General features: G+C 65.1%; 17 protein-coding genes and 1 pseudogene. 11 read left to right on the forward strand and 7 right to left on the reverse strand.

Going from position 1 to position 21,008, the window contains the following annotated elements:
* The first annotated feature begins 55 nt into the window (after positions 1 to 55).
* Positions 56 to 262 carry a hypothetical protein gene (locus IVB07_RS13460; RefSeq protein WP_247361774.1) on the forward strand — a complete coding sequence of 69 codons (207 nt, stop codon included), beginning with the start codon at positions 56 to 58 and terminating at the stop codon, positions 260 to 262.
* A 27-nt stretch (positions 263 to 289) separates the two neighbouring features.
* Here IVB07_RS13460 and IVB07_RS13465 read toward each other — a convergent pair whose 3' ends face one another.
* Together IVB07_RS13465 and IVB07_RS13470 are read right to left on the reverse strand one after the other, a co-directional pair.
* Complete coding sequence (locus IVB07_RS13465; RefSeq protein ID WP_247361777.1) at positions 290 to 2,242, reverse strand: hypothetical protein; 1,953 nt, start codon at positions 2,240 to 2,242, stop codon at positions 290 to 292.
* A gap of 154 nt (positions 2,243 to 2,396) precedes the next feature.
* Positions 2,397 to 3,479, reverse strand: coding sequence for a YbhN family protein (locus IVB07_RS13470; protein ID WP_247297161.1), 1,083 nt, complete (start codon positions 3,477 to 3,479; stop codon positions 2,397 to 2,399).
* A 413-nt stretch (positions 3,480 to 3,892) separates the two neighbouring features.
* Here IVB07_RS13470 and IVB07_RS13475 point away from each other — a divergent pair, with 413 nt between their 5' ends.
* A complete protein-coding gene (locus IVB07_RS13475) occupies positions 3,893 to 4,399 on the forward strand; it encodes a ferritin-like domain-containing protein (protein ID WP_247361780.1) in 507 nt (168 codons plus the stop codon).
* A gap of 154 nt (positions 4,400 to 4,553) precedes the next feature.
* On the forward strand, positions 4,554 to 5,963 hold the full coding sequence (locus IVB07_RS13480) for an MFS transporter (protein WP_247361783.1): 1,410 nt from the start codon (positions 4,554 to 4,556) through the stop codon (positions 5,961 to 5,963).
* A 14-nt stretch (positions 5,964 to 5,977) separates the two neighbouring features.
* Here IVB07_RS13480 and IVB07_RS13485 read toward each other — a convergent pair whose 3' ends face one another.
* A complete protein-coding gene (locus IVB07_RS13485; protein WP_018457549.1) occupies positions 5,978 to 6,412 on the reverse strand; it encodes a hypothetical protein in 435 nt (144 codons plus the stop codon).
* A 79-nt stretch (positions 6,413 to 6,491) separates the two neighbouring features.
* On the opposite strand from IVB07_RS13485, the gene IVB07_RS13490 reads away from it, so the two are divergent.
* Positions 6,492 to 7,079, forward strand: a complete 588-nt coding sequence (locus IVB07_RS13490; RefSeq protein WP_247361785.1) for a hypothetical protein — start codon at positions 6,492 to 6,494, stop codon at positions 7,077 to 7,079.
* Between the two features lie 62 nt (positions 7,080 to 7,141).
* A pseudogene (locus tag IVB07_RS13495) lies at positions 7,142 to 7,733 on the forward strand (YdcF family protein).
* Between the two features lie 18 nt (positions 7,734 to 7,751).
* On the opposite strand, the gene IVB07_RS13500 reads toward IVB07_RS13495, so the two are convergent.
* The gene (locus IVB07_RS13500; RefSeq protein WP_247361787.1) at positions 7,752 to 9,095 is read right to left on the reverse strand and encodes a PLP-dependent aminotransferase family protein; all 1,344 of its coding nucleotides are present in this window, start codon (positions 9,093 to 9,095) and stop codon (positions 7,752 to 7,754) included.
* 185 nt (positions 9,096 to 9,280) lie between these two features.
* Here IVB07_RS13500 and IVB07_RS13505 point away from each other — a divergent pair, with 185 nt between their 5' ends.
* A complete protein-coding gene (locus IVB07_RS13505) occupies positions 9,281 to 9,517 on the forward strand; it encodes a DUF1127 domain-containing protein (RefSeq protein ID WP_162496269.1) in 237 nt (78 codons plus the stop codon).
* 920 nt (positions 9,518 to 10,437) lie between these two features.
* Here the strand turns inward: IVB07_RS13505 and IVB07_RS13510 are convergent.
* The 3 genes from IVB07_RS13510 to IVB07_RS13520 all read right to left on the reverse strand — a co-directional run bounded on the left by IVB07_RS13510 (position 10,438) and on the right by IVB07_RS13520 (position 11,978).
* Positions 10,438 to 10,899, reverse strand: a complete 462-nt coding sequence (locus IVB07_RS13510; RefSeq protein WP_085348849.1) for a hypothetical protein — start codon at positions 10,897 to 10,899, stop codon at positions 10,438 to 10,440.
* A gap of 15 nt (positions 10,900 to 10,914) precedes the next feature.
* Positions 10,915 to 11,340, reverse strand: coding sequence for a universal stress protein (locus tag IVB07_RS13515; protein ID WP_007602088.1), 426 nt, complete (start codon positions 11,338 to 11,340; stop codon positions 10,915 to 10,917).
* Between the two features lie 104 nt (positions 11,341 to 11,444).
* Complete coding sequence (locus tag IVB07_RS13520) at positions 11,445 to 11,978, reverse strand: histidine phosphatase family protein (RefSeq protein WP_247297167.1); 534 nt, start codon at positions 11,976 to 11,978, stop codon at positions 11,445 to 11,447.
* 194 nt (positions 11,979 to 12,172) lie between these two features.
* On the opposite strand from IVB07_RS13520, the gene IVB07_RS13525 reads away from it, so the two are divergent.
* The 5 genes from IVB07_RS13525 (at position 12,173) to IVB07_RS13545 (ending at position 21,002) form a co-directional block, all read left to right on the forward strand.
* Positions 12,173 to 13,630: an FAD-binding oxidoreductase gene (locus IVB07_RS13525; RefSeq protein WP_247361789.1), complete on the forward strand. Its 1,458-nt coding sequence runs from the start codon at positions 12,173 to 12,175 to the stop codon at positions 13,628 to 13,630.
* 85 nt (positions 13,631 to 13,715) lie between these two features.
* On the forward strand, positions 13,716 to 14,228 hold the full coding sequence (gene msrB / locus IVB07_RS13530; RefSeq protein WP_026233843.1) for a peptide-methionine (R)-S-oxide reductase MsrB: 513 nt from the start codon (positions 13,716 to 13,718) through the stop codon (positions 14,226 to 14,228).
* Between the two features lie 178 nt (positions 14,229 to 14,406).
* Positions 14,407 to 16,659, forward strand: a complete 2,253-nt coding sequence (locus IVB07_RS13535) for a flagellar hook-basal body complex protein (protein ID WP_204511751.1) — start codon at positions 14,407 to 14,409, stop codon at positions 16,657 to 16,659.
* A gap of 35 nt (positions 16,660 to 16,694) precedes the next feature.
* Positions 16,695 to 18,578: a flagellar hook-associated protein FlgK gene (flgK, locus tag IVB07_RS13540; protein ID WP_247297170.1), complete on the forward strand. Its 1,884-nt coding sequence runs from the start codon at positions 16,695 to 16,697 to the stop codon at positions 18,576 to 18,578.
* A gap of 21 nt (positions 18,579 to 18,599) precedes the next feature.
* Positions 18,600 to 21,002, forward strand: a complete 2,403-nt coding sequence (locus IVB07_RS13545) for a flagellar hook associated protein (RefSeq protein ID WP_247361791.1) — start codon at positions 18,600 to 18,602, stop codon at positions 21,000 to 21,002.
* Positions 21,003 to 21,008: the final 6 nt, after the last annotated feature.

The raw sequence follows: 21,008 nt of genomic DNA on the forward strand, positions 1-21,008 counted from the left end.
TCCTTAGAACTCGAAACGTTTCCCCACTGCGACTCCTAGAGGTGCGCGCGGCAAAGTGTCCAAGTTCAAGGCAGTATCGATCGATGCTGCTTTTGGATTGATGGAACGGCAGGTGGGAGGAACGACTGAGGTGATGGCGAACCCGATCGCACCACGCACGCCGTTGTCATTCCCCGCGAAGGCGGGGAATCCAGTACGCCGCGACGTCTCGATTCAATCACGTCTCACGGAGTACTGGATCGCCCGCCTGTGCGGGCGATGACAGTGTGCGGGTAGAGGCTGCGCGCGTCTACTGCCGCGCGCCCGGCAGCAGCGGCGCGAGCAGCCCGCGTGTCACGCCCGGCGGTGCCGCATCCAGCCCCAGCACGGCGCTTGCGGCCGGCAGTGCCGCGTCCGCCATCGCGGCGTGGCCTTCGGCGCTCGGATGCACGGCGCCGCCATAGACGGCGGAGAGCACGCCCCAGGTCGCGTCATGAATGTCGGTCGGCTGGCTCGCCGCCGGCAGGCCTTGCGGATAGGTCATCGCGGCGAAATAGCTGTCGTTGGCGTCGCGGATCCACCGCGCGCGCGGCAAATAGGCGCGGAATTCGGAGGCGCCGCGGCCGCACAGCATCGGCTGGCTCGCCGCGCTCACGATGTCAGGATTGAAGCTCTGGCCGTTCTCGGCAAAGCAGGTGCGGTCGAATTCGGGATCGTTGCCCGAATGCGCGCAGAAGCCGTGATCGGCGAACGCCGCCTGATGCGAATCCACGAAGGTCATGCGGTCGGCCTCGGGATCGCGGCACAGCGCGCCGCGGGTGCAGGTGGCGAGCCCCTTGAGTTGCGGCAGGAATTCAGTGTCGACGAAGGTCGAGACGCGGGCGAGGCGCTGCGGATCGGCGTTGAAGGACGGATGAATGTCGAAGCCGGCGCGGCCGCCGCGGCAGGGCACGCCGCCATCGGCGAGCGCCGGGTTGGCATAGGAGACGTAGACCACATGCGAGAGGTCGCCGCCGACCAGCGGCTTCAGCGCCTCGCGCAGCTTGACGAAATTCTGCGGCAGTTCGCGCGCCAGCGCATCGCGGGAATCATCGACGCTCGCCATCACGCCGGAGCGGCGGAATATCGCGCGCTCGGTTGCTGTCTCGACGATCACGTCGGCGACGAGGCCGGAGAAATAGACGTCGTTGGCGCCGACCGAGAGCAGCACGAGGTCGAGCGTGCGCTCTGGCTGGCGTTTCCTGGCGGCGGTCAGCGCCTCGCGCAGCTCGGCGACCTGCGCGTTCACGCTGATGTTGCAGACGCCCGTCTTGCCGGGCGGGCATTCGCGGGCGCGTTGCGAGCCGAGCAGCCCGTCGCTGATGCTGGCGCCGGTGCAGGCGAGCGGCAGAAAGGTCACCGCGACGTGGGTGTAGCGTACCGCGAGCGCCAGCGCGGTGCGGGCCTGGTAGCTGTAGAGCGATCGGTGGCAGGGCGAGTTGAACCAGAGCGCGCTGTAGCGCTGCCAGTTGGCAAGCGTATCCGGCGCTTCGCAGGCGCGGCCGCCCTTGAAGCCGGCGCGGCTCGGCCGGTAATACTGCGCGCCGGCGGTGCCGAGATAGGACCGGAAGCAAAAACCTTCGTCCGACAGCGCCAGCGGCCGGTCCGGATTGCCTTCGCCCGAGGCGATGCTGTCTCCGAGGCCAGCGACGAAGATGTCCCGGACCTGGATCTCGGTCTGGACCCGCTGGGTCGGATTGGAGCCGGAGGAGACATCGACGCTTGCGACCGTCTGCTTGCCGTAGCGGACCCTCAGATTGATCGGCTCGGCGCAGTCGAAGGTGGATTGTTGCGGCCCGTCGCCGTCGTCGAACGACCAGGCGCAGGTGGCGCCGACCGGCACCGCGCCGGCGAGGCGCACAGTGACGGGATGGTCGAGGGGGGTGAGATAGTTTTCCTTGGTGTTGTCGCGGGTGCAGGGCTGGTTGACCCGGCCTTGGAGGTCGATGCAGAGCCGGTTGACCATGTTGCGGGCCCAGCCGCGGCCCTCGCTCTGGAGCTCCAGCGATTGCTCGGCGGCGAGGATGCTGCGGTTACGCGCGTTCTCGACATGGAGCAGGAAGTCGCGCTCTTCGCGGAACAGCCGGAAGCGGTTGCGCACCTCCCAGCTGATCTGCATGGCGCCCGCGTCCTGCGTGGCCGCCCGCTCCGGCGGGAAGGCGGTGAGGAGCCCGGCGAGCAGCAGGGCACCGGCGAGGAAACGGCGATGGAATAAAGGGATCATGGCCCGCGTCTTCAACGGCAAAGTTGAGGCGGAAATAAGAGAGCTGCTCTCCGCCTGCAACATTGGTCTGACGGTTTTGCCGGCCGGCGTCTAGCGGACTATCGTGGGAGCATGATCTTTTCGGAAAACCACTTCGCACTTGTCCGGATCACGCTCAGCGTTTGCTGGCCTGCCGCAGCGAACGCTCGCGCTCCATCGCTGCCACCTGCTTGGGCAGGTTGGCCTGCGCGCAGGCCTCCGCCAGCCGTCGGCGCTCCTGCCAGGGCTCCACCACATTCATCCAGAGCTCGCGTGCGCCCATGATGGAGATGGCAAGACCGAACGGGATCACGAAATAGAGGATGCGGAAGACGAGGAGCGTGGCCAGAAGCTGCTCGCGGCCGAATTCGGGCAGCGCCACCAGCATGGCGGCGTCGAACACGCCGAGCGAGCCGGGAGCATGGCTGGCGAAGCCGAGCAATGTCGCCAAAATGAACACCACGGAGAGCGACAGGAAATCGATCTGCGGAGTGGCCGGCACCAGAAGGTACATCGCCAGCGCGCAGAATCCGAGATCGACGACGCCGATCAGGATCTGCACCAACGTCAGCGGCGCTGACGGCAGCACCACCTTCCAGCCTTTCTGGCCGAGCTCGCGGCGCTTCTCGCCCATGCACAGCCAGACCAGATAGGCGCCGATCGAGGCGAGGCCGCCGATCGCAATCAGCCGGTTGATCGACGACGGCAGCTGATCCATGTAGGAGGCGGCATCCGGATGGATGGCCATGCCGATCGAGAGCACGAAGATGTTACCGAGCCAGAAGGTCAGGCCCGACAGGAAGCAGATTTTTGCGACGTCGATCGCATTCAGCCCGTAATCCGAATAGATCCGGAAGCGGATCGCGCCGCCGGTGAAGACGGTGGCGCCGATATTGTGGCCGATCGAATAGGACGTGAAGCTGGAGAGCGCTGCTATGCGATAAGGCACGTGCCTCTTGCCGATCGTTCGCAGTGCAAAAAAGTCGTAGAAGGTCAGCGTACAGAACGCGAAGCATACGCAGATCGCCGCCAGCCCGATATTGCCGCGGGGGATTTCGGTCAACGCGGTCAAGATGACCCCGGTGTCGATGCCCTTGAGCGTCCGCACCAGCGTGGTGATCGCGAACGCGATGATGAAGACGCTCGCCGCAACGCCGAGTCGCCGCCAGCCGATCCATCTCTTGAAGCCGCGCTTCAGCGCGGTCAGCAGTCCGTGCATTCATCCTCCCGGCGGGGGGCAAGACCGACCAGGCCAGACATTGGCCGGTCGGATGCGATCAGTGCCCGATGTGGGCTTGGATCGCTAGGCATGATGTAGCTCACTTAAGGCAAAAACAGTGACTTGTGCAGCCCTTGACAAGGATAGGTTCTGCCTTGGACCAGCTACTTTGTCATACGCGGTTCACATCGGACGCGCGTTAAGCATATGAGTCGTGGCACCGGTCGCGTCCGTCCGTGACATAGTCTCAGACCCTGCATGGCCGGCATTGTTCCAGCGCAAGGGATGCGGGCTTTTTGGAACGACGATGCCGTGCGCTGGTTAGTGCCCCATCAGCAATCGAACATGGCGGAATAGCCGGCTTCCTACGAGCCGGTGCCTCCGTGTTCCCACAACCCGAGAGGATCGGACCGATGGGATTGTTCACAAAAGACATCAAGACCATGAACGACCTGTTCGTGCATCAGCTCCAGGACATCTATTACGCCGAGCAGCAGCTCACCAAGGCTCTGCCGAAAATGGCGGATAAGGCGACCGATCCGCAGCTGAAGCAGGGCTTTTTGACGCACCTCGAAGAAACCAGGGAGCACGTCAAGCGCCTCGAGGAAGTGTTCAAGATGCACGGTGCGCAGGTGAAGGCGGTCGATTGCCCCGCGATCGACGGCATCATCGAGGAAGCCGACGAGACCGCCGGCGAAGTCGCCGACAAGGCGGTGCTCGACGCCGCGCTGATCAACGCGGCACAGGCGGCGGAGCATTACGAGATCGTCCGCTACGGCAGCCTGATCGCCTGGGCCAAGCAACTCGGCCGCAACGACTGCGCCAGCGTGCTCGCCAAGACGTTGGAAGAAGAGAAGGCGACCGACAAGAAGCTGACCATGATCGCCGAGAGCAAGGTGAATCTGCGCGCGGCGAGCTGAGGGCCAGGCGTAGCTTATATAGAGCGTCGCGCGGTCATCCGCGCGACGCTCGAACATGACGCATCCGTCCCGCATCCATCATTCGATCCTTGTCGTAACATGACGAGGGGCTGGAAGCGTATTGTTCGCATGGGGCTGCAACCGAGATGCCAGCATGCGAGTAAGCACCGCAAGATACGAAGCCTTCGAAGCCGGCGTGCCGCATTCCGGCTCCCGGCTTGCGACGTCCCTCACCCTTGCCGCGATGAGCCTTGGTTATGGCGTGGTGCAACTTGACGTCACCATCGTCAACACCGCGCTCGACGCGATGGGCAGGACCCTCGGCGGCGGCGGCGGCGTCGCTGAGCTGCAATGGGTTGTCAGCGCCTACACCATTGCGTTTGCCGCCTTCATCCTGACGGCCGGCGCGCTCGGCGACCGCATCGGCGCCAAGCGCGTCTTCATGGCGGGCTTCGCAATCTTCACCGCCGCATCGCTCGCCTGTGCGTTGTCGCCCAATGCGACCGTGCTGATTGGGGCGCGGCTGGTCCAAGGCCTGGCGGCGGCGATCCTGGTGCCGAATTCTCTTGCCCTGCTCAATCATGCCTATCCGGACGACCGCGAGCGCGGCCGCGCCGTCGCGATCTGGGCGGCCGGTGCGAGCCTCGCGCTCACCGCGGGCCCCTTCGTCGGCGGCGCGCTGATCACGCTGGTCGGCTGGCGCGCGATCTTTCTCGTCAACCTTCCGATCGGCCTCATCGGCCTTTGGCTGAGTTGGCGCTATGCGACCGAGACCACGCGCGCGCCCTCACGCGAGATCGATCTACCCGGCCAGCTCGCGGCAATTGGTGCGCTGGGGGCGCTCGCCGGCGCGATCATCGAGGGGGGCGCGCTTGGCTGGCAGCATCCGGCTGTGCTCGCGGCGTTCGCTTCAGCCGCTCTCCTGGCGGTGCTGTTCGTCTGGCGCGAGAGCCGCGCGACGCAGCCGATGCTGCCCCTGTCCCTGTTCGATCACCGGCTGTTCAGCCTGACCGCGCTCGTCGGCCTGCTCGTGAACGTCGCGATTTACGGGCTGATCTTCGTGCTCAGTCTTTACTTCCAGAGGATCAACGGCCTGTCGGCGTGGTGGACCGGTCTCGCCTTCGTACCGATGATGGCGGTGGTGCTGCCGGTCAATCTGCTGGCGCCGCGTCTCGCCGAGCGCATCGGGTCGTGCCCGACCATCGTCGTCGGCGCCTGCGTCTCGGCGCTCGGCTGTCTCGGCCTGCTGTGGATCGAGGCCGGCACAAGCTATTGGGCGATCTTTGCGCAGATGATCGCGATCAGCAGCGGGCTTGGGCTGCTGGTGCCGCCGCTGACCTCGACCTTGCTGGGCAGCGTCGAGAAGGCACGCTCCGGCATCGCGGCGGGCGTCCTGAACGCGACGCGGCAGACAGGCAGCGTGCTCGGCGTTGCGCTGTTCGGTTCGCTGGTGGCCTCGGAAGGCGCGTTCATGACCGGCCTGCACGCATCGCTGGTGGTATCGGCCGCCGTCCTCGTGCTCGCTGCCGCCGTGATCGGGATCGGCGCGCCGTCGCGCGGATGAACTGTGCGGAGGAATTAGCCGCGGCGCAGTGCGAAATGCGCGCCGCAGAACGCCATCACAGCACCGAGGCCCAGCGCGGCAATCCCGGCCAGCACGCCTGAGACCGTCGGGACCGGGCTCGGCGCCGAGGCCACCTGGCCAGCCCCCGCAAGCAGCAGCACGCCGACCGCGATGAGGAATTGCCGCATCCGTTGCGGGATCTGGCCCGAGACGGCGCTCTGCATCAACGTCGCCGTGAAATAGCCGCCGGAGAAGCCGACGGAGGCGATCAGCCACCAGGCGATCGCCGCGCCCGCCGGTATGAACTCGTGCGAGTCCGAGTGCCAGAGGCCGCCGAGATCGAGCCCGTAGCGCGCGCCCAGCATGTGCACGGCGAGCGCGAGCAGCACGCCGGAGATCACGGCGGCGCCGAGAATCAGGCGGCGCGGAAAAAAAATCGTCTCAGCCATGTCTCGCTTGTAGGATGGGGCAGGGCGCTCACGCAAGCGGGTCGCAGACTGGATTGCCCGGATAGGATCGATTGTGAAGATGCGGGATTCGGGAGTTGAGCCAGCTGCGGGTGCGAGCTATGCCTACAAGGCGTCGCTGATCGGCTCGGCGCATCGCTTCGAACTGACCGAGGAGGGGCTGTCCTGGCACATCGCCGGCCGTTCGGGCCTGTGGCGTTATGACGAGATCAGTGCAATCCGGCTGTCGTTCCGCCCCGTCTCGATGCAGCAGCACCGCTTTCGCGCCGATGTCAGCCATGCCAGTGGCGGCCGTATCGCAATCCTCTCGACGAGCTGGCAGACCGCGGCCCTGATGGCGCCGCAGGACAATGGCTTTCGCAATTTCATCGTCGCGTTGCATGCGCGCATGGCGCAGGCCGGCAGCGACGCCGAGTTGACCGCGGGGCTTGGCCGCAGGACCTACGTGACAATGCTGGCTTTTCTTGCGGTGCTTGCAGTGGCGATGACGGGGCTCCTGATCCGGGCGCTTGCGATCGGCGAATTCGCCGGCGCGCTGTTCATCATCGGCTTTGCCGCGCTGTTCGTCTGGCAGATCGGCGGCTTCGTGCGGCGTAACCAGCCGCGGAGCTACAGCTTCGATCGCGTGCCGAGCGCCTTGCTGCCCTAGGTGCAATGGGCCGCAATCAAACGTGACTTCGCGCCGTTGCGGCGGTGTCGCATCGTGCTGCCATGTCAACCCTGGATCGCAGCACGCGGAGGCCTTCGGCGGATGAGATCTCCGAGATCAACCGCGCCCATCTGATCGATACGCCCCCGCAGCCGGCGGACCTCCTGTTCATGTTCGGCACGCGAGAGGACGTGGCGCTGCGGGCCGATACGGCGAGGCGAGTGTGGCGCCAAGGCTATTTTCGCTGGTCGATTGTCAGCGGCGGCGTGACGGCGGGCTCGGAGCAATCCGAGTGCATGATCATCAAGGCGGCGATGGTCGCGGCGGGCATTCCGGCTGAGCGAATCCTCGAGGAACATCGTGCCCAAAACACCGGCGAGAACGTGATCCTCTCGCTGCCGATCATTGACGCGGCGCTCGGGCTGCACAATGTCCGCAGCGTGGGGCAACACCTGGACCGCGCGGCGTTATCCGATGACGCTGCACCGGCACTGGCCGGAGGTCGAGAAAATGCTGCTCACGGTCGACAGCTTTGCGACGCCGCGCGCGCTCTGGCACACCGATCCCGAATTTTGCCGCCGCATGCTGCACGAATCGGACAAGATCGAGCCTTACAAGGCGAGGGGCTTCATCGCGGAATGGCCGGCGGCCTGAGCTTGGGGCAAGCGCGCGCTACTCCGTCGAGTCGAAATCCTCTTCCTTGGTGCCGAGCAACGACACGAGCGTGCGCAGGCCGGAATCGAGCTGCTCGAACGAAGGCGGAGCGAGGGCGAGCCGCACTGCGTTCGGTGCGTGGCCATGGGCGATCGCGAAGGTCGAGGACGGTGTCAGCGCGATGCCGCGCCGGGCTGCCGCGGCGACGAAGGTCTGCGAGCGCCAGTGCGCCGGCAGCGTGAGCCAGAGATGATAGGAGCGCGGATCCGCGGCGAGCTGGTAGCCGGCGAGCAGCCTTGCCGCGGTCTGCTGGCGGCGCGCGGCGTCGATGCGTTTCAACCGCGTCAGCTCGGCGACGGTGCCGTCTGCCATCAGCCGCTGTCCGGATGCCAGCGCATGACCGGACGCGATCCAGCCGCCGGTGCGGACCGCGCTCATCACGTTCTCGCGCAATCGCGGCGGCGCGACCAGGATGCCGAGCGCGAGGCCAGGGGCGACCTTCTTGGACAGGCTGTCGATCACGATGCAGCGGTCGGGGCCGAGCGCGGCCAGCGGCGTGTCATCGGCCAGGAAGCCGTAGACGGCGTCCTCGATGATGGTGAGATCGAGCTTCTCGGCGACGCGCATGATGTCGGCGCGCCGCGTCGCATTCATGGTGACGCCGAGCGGGTTCTGGATGATGGGCTGGAGATACAGCGCCGACAGATGCGCCTCGCGATGTGCCTTCTGGATGGCGTCGGGGCGCGCGCCAAATTCGTCGATCGGAATCGGGACCAGCGTCACGCCGAGCCGCGCGGCGATGCTCTTGACGTAAGGGTAGGTCAGGGCCTCGACGCCGCAGCGGCCGCCGGTGGGAACGAGGGCTGCGAGGGCGGCCGCGAGCGACTGCTTGCCGTTGGCGGTGAAGACGATCTGTTCGGCCTGCGGCGCAAAATCCTTGCGCGCGAGATAGGCGGCGGCTGCATTGCGCGCGCTCTTGGTGCCGGTGCTGGTGGAGACGCGCAGTGCGGATTCGAGCGCGTCGATGCGTTCGAGGCCCGCAAGGCTTTTGGCGATCATTGCCCATTGCTGCGGCAGCAGCGGGTAATTGACCTCGAAATCGATCCGCGCGTCGCGCGGCTCGCTCAGCGCCTCGACCTCGCGCCTGATGTCGCCGGAGATGAAGGTGCCACGGCCGACCTCGCCGACGACGAGGCCGCGGCGGAGCAACTCCGTATAAACCCGGCTCGCGGTCGAGACCGCGATGCCACGGTCATAGGCAAAATTGCGCTGCGGCGGCAGCCGGTCGCCGGGCCTTAACGTGCCGTTAGAGATATCCGAGGCAATGGCATCGGCAAGCTTCACGTACTCGAACTTGGACATTATTGCACCGAGAGCAATGTTTCACTTGCTCCGAGTAGTGTACTGGAGCATTTAAGTTCCATCAAGCTTTCACGATTGAGCCGAGGAGAGCGAGAGCAATCCGACGGCAAATGAGATGCATGCGCTCAGGCGCTTGCGCCAACGGCATCCGCTTCGCCGCGTGGACAACAGGCCGGAGAAGGACAATGACCACGATCTCGCAGACCGCCGGGCGGAGTTTACGCTCATCCTCGTCAAACGGATTTTTCCGCAAGCTGGCCAACGGCGCCTATGCGCTGTTCGACAGTCTGGAGCGCCGCTCCGCCGTCAAGACGCTGAACGACCTCGATGACCGCGCCTTGCGCGACATCGGCATCACCCGCAGCCAGATCGAGGACGCGGTCTACGGTCAGGCGAAAGCAGAGCTGACGCGGTATTTGTAGGACGCTTTCGCCTTTGTCCCGGACGCGCAGCAGCGTTCTGAGGCTGCTGCGCTGCGTCCGGGGCACGAGACTGGCGTTTCGGGCACGCCTGCTTCAACATCGTCACTGCGAGCGCAGCGAAGCAATCCAGAAATCCCACTGCGGAATGACTTTGGATTGTTCGCTGCGCTCGCAATGACGGGCGTTTGTGGATAGCACTGTCGCTCCTTTAGCTCGCGCTTTCATTGCAGACACACCTTCGCCCTCTCGCGGCTTGTTCGCCCGAGCTTTGCTTGGTCGCCTCACCCTCGAATGAAAGAGGGCGCAGGGAAGACCGGGCGCCGGCTGGCACCCGCGGTCCACTGTGCGAAGTTGCAGTAAAAAATCCGCACAGCGGCATACAGGTGAAGCCAAAACGTCCAGCCTTCCCTGCGCAGCGGTTTTACGGCTTATGCCGTGCTCTCCCCGGGGAGCGATGCACTATTGCCCCCGTCGCCTCATGGATGGCTGATACGCGAACCCGGTCGGGCCGCCACATCACCACAAGACTTGACGCACAGACCCCGGGCGTCAGGACGACACGGTTTTGCCGCACGCTGTCAGCACCGGTCGTGTGCGCGACGCCTTCGCTCACGGTTGCCCGCCCTGCGAAACCATTCGCGCCGGTGTGGCCCAGCGTCCGCCGCTGTCCGGCCCGCGTTCGTGACGATCGCGATACGCCCCTCTTCCTTGGGCCGGGTTGCGGCGACACATACGCCGTTTCCGAATTTCGGTAAAGTGGAATATTTTCAGCGGCGGGCGTTGACTGACAGCTTGGGTGTTTTGCCCGACGGGTAATGCAAGGGCTCGTAGCCCGGATGAGCGAAGCGATATCCGGGAATCGTGATGCGAGTCGTCGCGGGTATCGCTTCGCTCATCCGGGCTACGAGCTTGTATATGGCTCAGGCGAAGGCGGCCTGGTCCCAAACACCGCCGAGAGCTCGATCGTCTTCAGAGCGCTCGGGCTTGCGGTGAGGTCGTGTCGCTGCGCCGCGTTGGCGCCGATGCCGGACATCCCGACGCGGCAAATGTGCAGCGACGTTGCCCGCGAACTTGGCGATACGTGCGGCGGCCTGTTTAAGGACGAACAGCATCGTCGTGACGCGGCTAAGCGCGCCGAGCAGGATCAGCACCGAGAAGATGTCGATATAGGCGAGGAAGTCGCCGACCAGCATCAATTCCGGCGGGATTGGGATCCTGTGGTAGTAAGCCAGTACGAGGATCACGACGGGGATGAAGGCGATCACCTTCCGCACCGTCAGCCTGTCCAGCAGTGCGGCCAGTTGCACGACCAGCACCTCCCACAAAGCATCGCCGATCGCGAGCGGGATCTCGTACGTCCATCTCCGCCACCATTGCTTCACGACATTGCTCCGAGCTCAGTGCCTGACCACCAGCACGGAGCATTTTGCGTAGCGCACGACATGCCCGGCATTGGAGCCGAGGAAATAGGTGCGCATCGCCGGCCGGTGCGAGGTCATCACGATCAGCTCGGCCTTCATGTGAACGGCTTCCTCCAGGATCTCGTGATAGATGCCGCCCTGGCGCACCACGCTGGAGATGCGGGAAGGCTCGATGCCGGACTCGCGTGCGACGATGGCGAGGGCTTCTTCCGAGGTCTGGCGCTGCTGCTCGTCGAAATCGGCCGGCACGTATTCGGCCAGCATCACCGGCGTCATCGGCAGCACGTTGAGCAGGCGCACCACGCCGCTCCAGGTCTGCGACAGCGTTGCGGCGGTCGCGATCGCCGGCTTGGCGAGGTCTGTGTCGGCGAGGTCGATGGGCACGAGGATCGACTTGAACATCTGCGCCTCCAAATCTTCCAGTCAGGACGTCTTGCCGGCACGTCGCGCGATCAACCCGATCGAAACAGCCTTAGCTTCGAAGCAACCTTAACTTCGAAGTAGCCTTAGCTTCGAAGCAGCCTTGGACTGACGAACAGCACCAGCCTACCGCGGCGGTAAGCCACGTCACCCCAATCCTTGACGTCAAAATCGAAGATCGCAAGCCCCGACGTGGGCAGGTTGTCGGCGAGCGCCTTGGCGGCGGCCGGATCGCCGCCGCCCGTCAGCATCAGGGCGATCTCGTGCATGCCCGGATTGTGGCCGACCAGCAGCAATTGCCTCGGATCAGCCGGGATGGTTGCAGTGCGAATGGATTCCAGGATCTGGGCGGGATCGGCGGCGTAGAGTTCCGGCAGGACCTCGACCTGCGGCGCTGCGACGCGGTCCTTCATGGTCTCCCAGGCAATGTCCCAGGTCTGCCGAGCCCGGACGGCATGCGATACCAGTACGGCCTCGGGAAAGGGGGGATGGGCGGCCATCCAGTCGCCGATCTCGGCGGCATCCTTGTGGCCGCGGTCGTCGAGCCGGCGGTCCTGGTCACGGCCGCTCGGCGCGTCAGTCTCGGTCTTGGCGTGACGCAGCAGCATCAAACGGCGCATGGCACTCTCGAATCGTTACGCGTTCCAGAATAATCTACAGGTGCCGGTTGAGGGCAAGGTGACAAGGGCCTGCACAGTCCTCTAAAGCGCGATGAGATTAGGACAATCCCCATCGCGCTTTAAATTTTTGTTTTGAGCATGATCTTTTCGGAAAACCGCTGCACACTTTTCCGGATCATGCTCTAAGAAACGACATGAGCGAGACTTTCACAAGCGTGTCCCAGGAAGAAGCCGGCTTTCGTGAACGCGCGCGACTGTCGTTTGATCTCGACGCCGATATCTGCGTGATCGGGGCGGGGCTTGCAGGGCTCTCCATTGCGCTCGAGGCGGCCCGGCTGGGGGCCAGCGTCGCGGTGCTCGAGGGCCGCCACATCGGCTGGAACGCTTCCGGCAATCAACTCGGCACCGTGATGCCGGGCTTCGCGCTGCCGCTCGCCGAGCTGATCGAGCGCATCGGCTTCGAGGATGCGCGGGAATTGTGGACACTGTCGAAAGAGGGCGTCGAGTTCGTCCGGGCCAACGCCACGGAGGAGAACATGCCCGGGATCGGCCCGACCGACGGCGTGCTCGAGGTCTCCAACGTCGATGCCGGCGACCGGCTGATCAGCCGCTTGCAGATGCTGAACGAGGATTTCGACACCGAGGCCGAGGGCTGGCAGGTCGATCGCGTCCGCGCGGCACTCAAGACCGATCGCTACTTCCACGGCGTGTATTATCCGAAGGCGTTCCAGGTCGACGGGCGCAAATATGTGCACGGTCTCGCGGCGCTGGCGCGGCGCGCAGGCGCCCGCATCTTCGAGGACACGCCGGTCGTCAGCATCGATCATTCCGGCATCCGCAAGCGCATCGTCACGCCCTCGGCGCGGCTGCGCGCCAGCCATATCGTGCTCGCCGGCAACATCCATCTCGGCGCGCCGTTGCGGCGCCTGTCGGAAACGCTGCTGCCGGTCTGGCGCTATGCCGGCGTCACCGCGCCGCTCGGCGAGCGCGTGCACGAGATCATCGCCTTCAAGGGATCGGTGATGGATTCCGACGGCGTCGATCATTTCCGGATCGTCGATGGCGACCGGCTGATGTGGGAAAGTCCGGAGACCACCTGGGCCGCCCGGCCGCAGCGCTTTGCAGGCAGCGTCAGGCGGCGGATCCGGTCGATCTTTCCTCAATTCGGCAATGTCGAGATCAGCGACATGTTCGGCGGCGTCACCGGGCAGACCGTGCATGGCATGCCGCAGATCGGCCAGTTGCGCAAAGGCCTCTGGGTCGCAAGCGGCTTCGGCCGCCAAGGCATGAACACCTCGGCCATGGCCGGGCAGATGATCGCCCGCAGCATCCTGTGGGGCGACGAGCGCTGGAAGCTGTTCTCGCCGTTCGAGCTGGTCTGGGCGGGGGGAACGACGGGGCGGGTTGCCGGGCAACTGGTCGGAATCTGGGGCAGGGCGAGTTCCGCCGCCGCAGGCTCGCTTGCCCGCTATCGCGAGCGTGCCAGGGTCAAGGACCGGGAACGCGAGGCGCGGCTGGCCGAAGCCAACCGGGCCGCCGGGACCGGTCCGCGCCGTCCGCCGCCCGGGGTTCGGCCCCGGCCGGCCCCACCGCCGAAGCCTGTGGCGGAAGCCGTGGAACCAGTCCCGCAGGAGGACAGCGCCTCGCGATAAGGTGAGAAAAACTCCGCCCGGAAGTGTAACGTCGACGGTTAGAGTCCGTATCTCAGGGCGTAGACGCTCCCGCATGGAGAATGAGATGTTTGACCGCCGCATCCTGTTGACGACCGTCGCCGGCCTGTTCGGCCTTGCGGCCTTCCGCTGGCTCAGAGCATCGCCCGCGGAGGCTGGAGAGAAAGCCGCGCAAAAATTCGAGATCGAGAAGACCGACGCCGAATGGCGTGCCCAGCTCACGCCGCAGCAATATGAGATCCTACGCAAGGAGGGTACCGAGCGGCCGGGCTCCAGCCCGCTGCTCAAGGAGCACCGCAAGGGCGTCTTCGCCTGCGCCGGCTGCGACCTGCCGCTGTTCGCCTCCGACACCAAATTCGAGAGCGGCACGGGCTGGCCGAGCTTCTACCAGCCGATCGAGGGCAATGTCGGCAAGACCGAGGACCGGACCTACGGCATGCTCCGCACCGAGGTGCATTGCCGGCGCTGCGGCGGCCATCTCGGCCACGTCTTCGACGACGGTCCAAAGCCGACCGGATTGCGCTACTGCATCGACGGTTTCGGGCTGGTCTTCCATCCCGCGGCGGCGTCCGCAACCTAGCTTTTGTCCGGGCAATTGTTGCCGGTCCCGGCAATTGTGCCCCGGTCATCAGGCCGGGGCTTTTTCGTTAAGTCATTGATTTTATGAGAAAACCCGCATTGGCATAGCCCTTGCGACAGTCTCCTCTGACTGCGGCCATGGTCGACCGGCCGCCGAGATCGGATCTGGAGACAAAGTTATGGGTATCTTCGATGCAATGAACACCTCGGTGGGTGGCCTGCAGGCGCAGTCCTACGCGCTGCAGAACATTTCCGGCAACATCGCGAACTCATCCACCACCGCTTACAAGGGCATCGGCACCAGCTTCGTCGATCTCATTCCCGACTCATCGGTCCCAAGCAAGCAGGTCGCGGGCGGCGTGACCGCCAACGCCAAGGCCACCATCACCACGCAGGGCACAATCTCGGGCTCCAGCGTCGCCACCAACATGGCGATCACCGGTGACGGCTTCTTCTCGATCCAGAAGGCCACGGGCGTCGTCGACAATGCGCCAGTGTTCAGCGGCGTCACCTATTACACACGGCGCGGCGACTTCCAGCTCAATGCCAACGGCAATCTGGTCAACGGCGCCGGCTATTACCTGATGGGCGTCACGGTCGACCCGAAGACCGGCAACCCGCAAGGCAACGTTGCAACGGTCCTGAAATTCCAGAACAACTTCATCCCGGCGCAGGCGACGACCTCGATCCAATACGCGGCGAACTTGCCGACCCAGCCGAACACCGTGGCGAGCACGACGGCGGCAACCAAGACGCTGCTGGCCGCCGGCGGACTGAACCCGTCGGACTTCGCCGCCAACCCGCTGCCGGTCGGCACGCCGCCTCCGCCCTATGCAAACGCCACGACGTCCGGCGCTGCCGCGACCGGCAATGTTCGCTCGCCGTACTCGTCGACCACGGCGACCGGCACAACGGCGCTCCAAAACAACTCTGCGGCGGTCGCATCGACCACAACTTCGCTCGACAACGCCCTGGGTACGCATCTCGCCTCCACCACCCTGACCGCGCTGAGCGGCCAGGTGCTCAACATCAACGGCAACACGGTCACGTTCAACGGCGGCACCACCGTCACGACGGTCGGCAGCAACACCACGATCGGTCTCGGCGCGGGCACGACGGCCACGGTGGCCAGCATCCTGAGCGCGATCCAGACCGCCGGCGGCGCCGGCGTTACCGCATCGCTCAGCGCCAGCGGCAACATCGTGATCTCCAGCGGCACCAGCACCGACGTACCGGTTGGTAGCGGCCAGGCGGCCACGGCGCTCGGCATCAGCAGCGTGACGCGCGGCGGCAACGTGCTGTCCTCGCCCGCGATCTCGGGCGCCACGGTGCTGAGCGGCGCGGCGGCCGCCGGCGGCGCCGAGGTGATCACATCGGGCTTCTCCGCCGGCGACGTCATCACGGTCAATGGTCAGCCGCTGACCTTCGTGGCCGCCGGCGCGTCAGGCCCGAACCAAATCAACGTCACCGATAACATCACGATGCTGCTCGGCAAGATCGACGCTCTCTCCGGTGCAACGGGGTCGTCGGTCAGCAGTGGCGGCGTGATCACGCTGAACACCGGCACAGCTTCCAACCTTTCGGTGGCGAGCTCCAACAGCGCCGCCTTCGCCGCGCTCGGGTTCACCTCGACCATCACCAAGAATCGTGACGGTGGTGGCGTTGCCGGCACCGGCGGCGTGATCGGCAATGACATCGCCACCTTCACCAAGGAATCGATCAGCGGTGGCGCGGTGACCGCCTACAACGCAGCCGGCACGCCGGTGAACCTGCAATTGCGTTGGGCCAAGACCGACAGTGCCTCGCTTGGCGCGGGCCATGCCGATACCTGGAACATGTTTTACCAGACTGACCCGAATGCGACCGGCACGACGGTCGGTTGGGTCAATACCGGCCAGGCCTTCACCTTTGCCGCCGACGGCTCGCTGACCTCGCCGAGCGGCTCGGGTATCACCATCAACAATGTCAGCGTCAGCGGCCAGTCGCTGGGATCGGTCTCCTTCAACATCTCCTCGGGCGGGCTGACGCAATATGCCAGCACCAGCGGCGCGGTCACCATCAACACCATCACCCAGAACGGCTACGCCGCCGGTCAGCTTCGATCGGTCGCCGTCAACAACAACGGCCTCGTGGTTGGGACCTTCTCCAACGGTCAGAACCTCGACCTCGCACAGGTCTCGTTGTCGCACTTCAACGGCACCAACTACCTGAAGGCGCAGGACGGGGGGGCCTACGCCGCGACTGAACAGTCGGGCCCTGCCATCGACGGTGCTTCCGGTTCGATCAGCGGCTCGTCGCTGGAAGGCTCGAACACCGACATCGCCGACGAATTCACCAAGCTGATTGTGACCCAGCAGGCCTATTCGGCCAACACCAAGGTGATCACGACGGCGAATACGATGGTGCAGGATCTCTTGAACGTGTTGCGCTGATTGGGGCGTGACGTAACCAAAGGCGGCAAGCCAACATGGGTTTGAGTTCAGCCCTCGCCAGTGCGATGAGCGGTCTGCGTGCCAATCAGGCTGCACTCTCGATCGTTTCGTCGAACGTCGCCAACTCGCAGACGCCGGGTTACGTCGTCCAGACGCCGAACCAGATCGAGGTCACCACCGGCGACTTCGGCTCGACGGTGACGACGACCGGCGTCAGCCGCGAACTCGACACCTATGTGCAGAAACAGCTGCGCACCGAGACCGGCGGCAGCGGCTACGCCGACCAGATGGCCAACATCCTGAAGCAGCTTCAGAATGTCTATGGCACGCCCGGCAACAGCGGTACGCTCGAAACCGCGCTGAACAGTTTCACCACGGCGCTGCAGGCGCTGTCGACCAACGCGGGCTCGTCGTCGGCGCAAACGGTTGCGCTCGGCGCCGCGCAGACGCTAGCGCAGCAGCTCAACCTCACCACCAAGGGCATCCAGTCGCTGCGCTCCAACGTCGAGCAGGATCTCAGCACCTCGGCGCTAGCTGCCAACGCGGCGATGCAGCAGGTCGCCGACATCAACTCCAGACTCCAGGGCCTGTCGGAACACGACCCCTCGGCCGCGACGCTGATGGACCAGCGCGACCAGGCCATCAACAACCTGTCGAAATATGTCGACGTCCACGTCACCACCGACGGGTCCAATCAGGCCAACATCTATACCACCACCGGCATCCAGCTGGTCGGCGCAGGCCTCGCCTCGCAATTTACCTTTGCGTCCGCTGGCACGCTGTCGGCGACCTCGCTCTACAACATTGATCCGGCCAAATCCGGCGTCGGCGCGTTCAATATCAAGCTCCCGAACGGATCGTCGGTCGACGTCATCGCCAACAACGTGGTGTCTTCGGGGCAGATCGCGGCCGATCTGAAGCTGCGCGACCAGACGCTGGTGCAGGCGCAGAATCAGATCGACGAGTTCGCGGCGACGATGTCGAGCGCGTTGTCGGACAAGACCACGGCCGGCAGCACGGTCACCGGCCCGCCGGCCGGCTTCGATCTCGACCTTGCCGGGGCGGCGCCGGGCAACAGCGTCAACTTCACCTACACCGACACGACCACCAATACGAAACGACAGGTCACGCTGGTCAACGTGACCGATCCGGCGGCGCTGCCGCTCCAGAACGCCACCAACGCCAATCCGATGCAGATCGGCGTGAACTTCTCCGGCGGCATGGGCGCGATCGCCTCGGCGCTCAACACCGCGCTTTCCGCCTCGCATCTGTCGTTCGCCGCCGCCCCGTCGCCGGCGACGGCCACCACGTTGCGGGTGACCGACGACAACAGCGGCCTCGCCAAGGTCAATTCGGCCTCGATCACCAAGACGATCTCGTCGCTGACCTCGGGCAATCCACAACTGCCGCTGTTCACCGACGGCGGGCAGGCGCTCTACACCGGCGCGATCACGGCATCGGGTTCGCAGATGACCGGCCTTGCCGGACGCATCGCCGTGAACACTCAGCTTTCCTCGGACCCGACCAGGCTGTCGATCTACAACACCTCGCCGGTGACTCCCACCGGCGACACCACGCGCTCGGACTATCTCTATTCGCAGCTCACCTCGGCGGTGTTCTCCTATTCGCCGCAATCCGGTCTGGGCTCGGCGAGCCAGCCCTTCACCGGCAGCGTCTCGAACTACCTCCAGCAGTTCCTGAGCGTTCAGGGCAATGCCGCGACCCAGGCGACTCAGCTCCAGCAGGGCCAGAGCGTCGTGGTCTCGACGCTGCAGGCCAAGTTCAACTCGACTGCCAGCGTCAACCTGGACTCGGAGATGTCGAACCTGATCCAGCTCCAGAATGCCTATGCCGCCAACGCCCATGTCATGTCGGTGGTGCAGAGCATGATGAATACGCTGCTCCAGGCTCAAGTGTAACAAGTAACAGGGCTCTGAAACATGTCGATCAGCAGCATCAACTATTCCTCGTCGGTTCTCGGCTCGCAGATCCGCAACATCAACCAGCAGCTCACCGACCTGTCGACGCAGCTCTCGACCGGCAAGCTGTCGCAGAACTATTCCGGGATGGGCACCAACGAGGGCTTTGCGATCGCCGGGCGCGCGCAGCTCTCCAACATCGCCGCCTATACCGACACGATGACCAACGTCAACGTCAGCATCAATCTCGCCAATACCGCGTTGCAGTCGCTGACCACGATCCGCAACACGGTGCAGACGGGCTCGGCCAACACCGCGCAGGATCTCAACGTCAACGGCCAGACGGTTGCGCAGAACACTGCGGCTGCGCAATTCGGCTCGATGGTCGGCGTTCTCAACACGCAGTCTGGCAACCGCTATCTGTTCTCCGGAACCGCCTTCAACACGCCGTCGGTTGCGAATGCCGGCGACATCATCAACGGCACCACGACGCAGGCGGGCTTCAAGACCGTCATGGCGGAGCGTCAGGCCGCCGACCTCGGCGCCAACGGCATGGGCCGGCTGGTGCTGGCGACCCCACAGCCGACGCCGAGCTCGGTGAAGGTCTCCGAGGACGCGCCCGCATCGCCATTCGGCCTGAAGATCGCCGCGGTGTCCTCGACGCTGACCGGCGCGACGGTCACCGGCCCGAGCGGCTCGCCGGTGTCGTTCTCGGTCGACCTCAACGGCGTCAATCCGAAAAATGGCGACAAGCTCAGCGTGCAGTTCACGCTGCCCGATGGCTCGAGCGAGCAGATCGACCTGACGGCGTCCACCGCGACGCCGACACCTGTCGGCAGCTTTGCGATCGATCCCGGTAACCCCAATGTCGTTCCGGTCGTTCCTCCGGACCCGAACATCACGGCGACGAACCTCAACACCGCGCTGAACACCGCGATCAAGAAGCTCGCCGGCACCTCGCTGGTGGCGGCGTCCGCTGTCACCGCCGGGGACAATTTCTTCAATACGGCGGGATCCGCCACTGCCAATGTGGCGGCCACCGGCAATCTGCGCTCCTATACCTCCACGACCGGGACGGGCTCGGTCGCGTTGCAGGACAGCGCATTGGCGATTGCGTCTACGACCACGTCGCTCGATTCGTCGGCGACACCCCATCTCAACGGGACCATTCTCAACGCGCTCGCCAACGCTCCGACCGGTACCACCCTGACCATCACCGGCGCGAGCGGCGCCCACACGATCACCTTCGACCCTACCGTCACTACCGTCACCACGACGGCCAGCGGCAATACCACTATCGGATTGGCTTCGGGCAGCGCCGCGAAGGTGTCTGATATCTTGAATGCGATCGCGACGGCCGCCGGCATCCCCGCCGCCAACGTAACTCTGAGCGCCGGCGGCAATATCCAGATCGCGACCGGCACCGGCACGGATGTGGCGGTCACCGGCGGCGCGGCGGCCACGGCGCTCGGTCTCAGCAGCGTGACGCGCGGCAGCGTGGCGTCGACGCCTCAGATCACCGGTTCAACTGTGCTGAGCGGCATTGCGACTACGGGCGGCCCGGAAGTCCTCTCGGCGGCGTTCCAGGCGGGGTCGGCGGGTCCGCCTGCCGTTAATCCCGATACGATCACGGTGAACGGTCAGACGCTGACTTTTGTCGCCTCGGGCGCCAGCGGCCCAAACCAGATCAACATCACCGACAACATCACAACTCTGCTTGGCAAAATCGATCAGATCACCGGCACCACGAAGCCGTCGACGATCCATGGCGGCGTGATCACGATCAACACGGACGATCCCGGGAGCCTCAATATCACGAGCTCGAACAGCACGGCGTTCGCGGCGCTCGGCTTCACGACCTCCCCGGTCACGGCGGCAAAGGCTCCGCTGCGCGTCGGCTCGTCGCCCCTCGGCTCGGCGACGACGCTGGTGAACGGCTCGGCCACCACCGTGCAATGGTACCTGGGCAATGACGGCCCCGGCTCGCCGCGCTCCACCGCGATGGCCCGGGTCGACGATTCCGTCACGGTGCAGTATGGCGCGCAGGCGAACGAGGACGCGATCCGCAAGGAGCTGCAGGCGGTCGCCGTGTTCGGGACGTTCTCGACCTCACCGACCGGGCAGTATTCGGGCGGGCAGGTCGCCGCGCTGAGCCTGCGGGTGACGCAGGCCCTGACGAAGCAGCCAGGCGAGCAGCGAATCGAGGACATCCAGACCGACATCGCGATGGCCCAGAACACCATGAAGGACGCAGGCACGCGTCAGACCCAGGCCAAGGCGCAGCTCCAGACCATCATCGACCAGGCGGAATCAGCCTCGCCGGACCAGGTCGCGAGCGAGATCCTGTCGCTCCAGAATGCGCTCCAGGCGTCCTACCAGGTGACCTCGAACCTCGCGCAGCTCTCGCTCGTCAAGTTCCTGTAAGCAGGC

The sequence above is a fragment of the Bradyrhizobium sp. 172 genome (genome assembly GCF_023101065.1).
Classification (GTDB): Bacteria; Pseudomonadota; Alphaproteobacteria; order Rhizobiales; family Xanthobacteraceae; genus Bradyrhizobium; species Bradyrhizobium canariense_D.

Excerpts from the sequence above, each read along its gene's own strand:
- IVB07_RS13465 (WP_247361777.1), bottom strand. The coding sequence starts at position 2,242 with ATGATCCCTTTATTCCATCGCCGTTTCCTCGCCGGTGCCCTGCTGCTC.
- IVB07_RS13470 (WP_247297161.1), bottom strand. The coding sequence starts at position 3,479 with ATGCACGGACTGCTGACCGCGCTGAAGCGCGGCTTCAAGAGATGGATC.
- IVB07_RS13475 (WP_247361780.1), top strand. The coding sequence starts at position 3,893 with ATGGGATTGTTCACAAAAGACATCAAGACCATGAACGACCTGTTCGTG.
- IVB07_RS13480 (WP_247361783.1), top strand. The coding sequence starts at position 4,554 with ATGCGAGTAAGCACCGCAAGATACGAAGCCTTCGAAGCCGGCGTGCCG.
- IVB07_RS13485 (WP_018457549.1), bottom strand. The coding sequence starts at position 6,412 with ATGGCTGAGACGATTTTTTTTCCGCGCCGCCTGATTCTCGGCGCCGCC.
- IVB07_RS13490 (WP_247361785.1), top strand. The coding sequence starts at position 6,492 with ATGCGGGATTCGGGAGTTGAGCCAGCTGCGGGTGCGAGCTATGCCTAC.
- IVB07_RS13500 (WP_247361787.1), bottom strand. The coding sequence starts at position 9,095 with ATGTCCAAGTTCGAGTACGTGAAGCTTGCCGATGCCATTGCCTCGGAT.
- IVB07_RS13505 (WP_162496269.1), top strand. The coding sequence starts at position 9,281 with ATGACCACGATCTCGCAGACCGCCGGGCGGAGTTTACGCTCATCCTCG.
- IVB07_RS13515 (WP_007602088.1), bottom strand. The coding sequence starts at position 11,340 with ATGTTCAAGTCGATCCTCGTGCCCATCGACCTCGCCGACACAGACCTC.
- IVB07_RS13520 (WP_247297167.1), bottom strand. The coding sequence starts at position 11,978 with ATGCGCCGTTTGATGCTGCTGCGTCACGCCAAGACCGAGACTGACGCG.
- IVB07_RS13525 (WP_247361789.1), top strand. The coding sequence starts at position 12,173 with ATGAGCGAGACTTTCACAAGCGTGTCCCAGGAAGAAGCCGGCTTTCGT.
- msrB (WP_026233843.1), top strand. The coding sequence starts at position 13,716 with ATGTTTGACCGCCGCATCCTGTTGACGACCGTCGCCGGCCTGTTCGGC.
- IVB07_RS13535 (WP_204511751.1), top strand. The coding sequence starts at position 14,407 with ATGGGTATCTTCGATGCAATGAACACCTCGGTGGGTGGCCTGCAGGCG.
- flgK (WP_247297170.1), top strand. The coding sequence starts at position 16,695 with ATGGGTTTGAGTTCAGCCCTCGCCAGTGCGATGAGCGGTCTGCGTGCC.
- IVB07_RS13545 (WP_247361791.1), top strand. The coding sequence starts at position 18,600 with ATGTCGATCAGCAGCATCAACTATTCCTCGTCGGTTCTCGGCTCGCAG.